Here is a 2,648-nt window from a genome sequence, read left to right on the forward strand (position 1 = left end):
CGACGAGGAACGCGTCGAGCGCCGCGGCCGAGAGGAAGGTGGCATCCACGATCTCGCGCGGGAGGACCTTCAGGTTGTCCTTGAGGACCGTGACCGTGCCGTCGTGCGCGGTGTGACGGATGGTGAGCACGTCGTCGTGGGCGGCGACCCAGGACTTCTCGTTGCTCTTGAAGTCGTCGTGGCCCATGGTCGCGACGCGGGTCTTCGAGCCCTCGGCGAAGGGCTTGTTGCGGTGCGGGTGCTTCTTCGCGTAGTTCTTCACCGCGAGCGGGGCGCGGCGGTCGCTGTTGCCCTCACGCAGCACGGGGTTGACCGCGGAGCCCTTGATGCGGTCGTACCGCGCCCGCACGTCCTTGTCGTCGACGCTCGATGCGTCGTCGGGGTAGTCGGGGATGTCGTAGCCCTGAGCCTGCAGCTCGGCGATCGCGGCCTTGAGCTGCGGGATGGATGCCGAGATGTTCGGCAGCTTGATGATGTTCGCCTCGGGGAGCGTGGCGAGACCTCCGAGCTCGGCGAGCGCGTCGCCCACGTGCTGCTCGGGCGTCAGGCGCTGCGGGAAGGCGGCGAGGATGCGGCCGGCGAGCGAGATGTCGCGGGTCTCGACATCGACACCCGCCTGTGTCGTGACGGCCTGCACGATGGGCAGGAAAGACGCCGTAGCAAGCGCCGGCGCCTCGTCGGTGTACGTGTAGATGATGGTGGAATCGGGCACGTCGAATCTCTCCGTAGAGGCGGCCAGGGTTGCGCTTCAGCCTATCGCACCGGCGCAAAGTCTCTTGATGTCGAGATAGTTCGCGCCCTCTCCTGCCCGAGGAACGCGATTCGCGACGGGAAACGGCGCGACATCGCGTTTCGCGCCGTGCATCGCGTTTATCGAGTGGATGCCAGGGCGATGGCATCCGGAATGTTGCGCGGATCAGCGGGGCGGATAGCCTGGGCGCATGGCCGACCTTCGTCTCGTCGAACTCTCCGCCGCCACGATCGTGGCGGTGAACAACCTGTCGCTGAAGCCCGGGCAGGAGCAGTTCCTCGCTCCGGTGAGCTACGGCATCGCCGCCACGGTGATGGATCCCCAGACCTCGTGGCAACGCGTCGTGCTGGACGGCGACGAGGTCGTCGGCTTCGTGAGCGCGAACTTCGACCCCGAAGCGCACGAGGAGCACTTCCGGTCGGTGCTGTGGCGGATCAACGTCGACGCCGACGACCAGGGGCGCGGCGTCGGCCGTTTCGCCCTGGGGCAGCTGCTCGAAGAGGCACGGCGTCGCGGCATGGACCACGTCGACGTCATCTACGAACCCGGCGTCGGCGGTCCCGAGGCGTTCTTCCTCCGCGCGGGCTTCGAACCCGTCGGCGAGACGGAGTACGGCGAGACCGTCGCCCGCGTGCACATCTGACGCGCGCGACGCCGCGGCGGCGCGGGGCGCGCGGGGCGCGCGGCGCGAATCTCGCAGAATCACGTGTTCTTCGCAGAATCCGGGCGGAATCCTGCGAAGAACGGGGGATTCTGCGAACATCGTGAGCTCGCGGCCGTTCCTCCACACCCGGGCGCCTCGCACAGCCATCCCCATCTCGGCTCCGAGCCCACACAGCGGGGAGCGACAGCCGGGCATGCTCGGGGCGTGGATCTTCGGGAATGGGTCATCGGCCGGGGCGGAATCGTCGCCCGTCGCGCCGCAGCGGATGCGGGCTACTCCGTCGACGCGGTGAGAAGAGCGGCGCGCGACGGGGGCGTGGAGATCGTCCGCCGCCACTGGATCGTGGCGGGCACCCCGCCGGAGACTCTCATCGCGGCCGCCTCCGCGCGGGCGCGAGAGTCGCCTGCGTCTCCGCGGCCCGCGTGCGCGGATGGTGGATGCCGGCAGGTATCCCGTCAGTCCTCCACCTGCACCGTGTCCCTGGATCTGCGGCGACCGGGCTGCCGCCGGAATTCTCGGGCCGCGTGCACTGGACGAAACCGATCGCGCCGACAGGGAGGGACAGCCTGCTCGAGTCGGTGGAGGATTCGCTCGCCCACATCGCGCTCTGTGTGGGTCGTGAGGACGCCCTCGTGATCTGGGAGGCGGCCGCGCGGGCCGAACGGCTGGATCCGGCGGCGCTCCGCCGTGTGGCGTGGCCGGGGCCCGCCGCTCGCGAACTCGCCGAGGATCTCGGCGGACTCTCCGATTCGGGGCTGGAGACGTATGTCACGACGCGGATCCGCGGGATGGGTCTGCGCGTGCGCCAACAGGTCGTGATCGCGGGGCGGCCGGTCGACCACCTCATCGGGGACCGGTTGGTGGTGCAGGTGGACGGGTGGGAATTTCACTCCTCGTCGGCGCAGCGCAGCGCCGATATCGCTCACGACGCCGAACTACGGCTGCGTGGCTACACCGTCTTCCGGTTCTCGTACGCGCAGATCGTCCACGACTGGGCAGGCGTCGAGCGGACGATCGCGCGCGCCGTGGCGGCCGGGCTGCACCTGTAATGCGCGCGCCGCGACAAAGCTCGCAGAATCCCACGTAGTTCGCAGAATTCGCGTCGAATCCTGCGAGTTCCGCGGGATTCTGCGAACTTGGCGCCGCCCGGCGCCGCGCGGGCGGCGGGCGGCGTCAGCGCAGGTCGCGGCGGAGGAACGATGCCGCGCCCGCCGCGAGAACGGCGGTGATCCA

Annotated in this window: 3 protein-coding genes; 2 read left to right on the forward strand and 1 reads right to left on the reverse strand. The window is 69.5% G+C overall.

The annotated features are described in order from the left end of the window. A partial coding sequence (locus tag AVW09_RS15170; RefSeq protein WP_197462663.1) for an NADP-dependent isocitrate dehydrogenase occupies positions 1-712 on the reverse strand: 712 nt, incomplete at its 3' end. Between the two features lie 229 nt (positions 713-941). On the opposite strand from AVW09_RS15170, the gene AVW09_RS15175 reads away from it, so the two are divergent. Then, the gene (locus AVW09_RS15175; RefSeq protein ID WP_063258856.1) at positions 942-1,394 is read left to right on the forward strand and encodes a GNAT family N-acetyltransferase; all 453 of its coding nucleotides are present in this window, start codon (positions 942-944) and stop codon (positions 1,392-1,394) included. Between the two features lie 599 nt (positions 1,395-1,993). Continuing rightward, on the forward strand, positions 1,994-2,464 hold the full coding sequence (locus tag AVW09_RS18280) for an endonuclease domain-containing protein (RefSeq protein WP_063258857.1): 471 nt from the start codon (positions 1,994-1,996) through the stop codon (positions 2,462-2,464). Positions 2,465-2,648: the final 184 nt, after the last annotated feature.

The sequence above is a fragment of the Microbacterium sp. T32 genome (assembly GCF_001619615.1).
Lineage (GTDB): Bacteria > Actinomycetota > Actinomycetes > Actinomycetales > Microbacteriaceae > Microbacterium.

Bases quoted from the DNA above. Each gene is read 5' to 3' on its own strand.
- AVW09_RS15175 (WP_063258856.1), top strand. From the start codon at position 942: ATGGCCGACCTTCGTCTCGTCGAACTCTCCGCCGCCACGATCGTGGCG.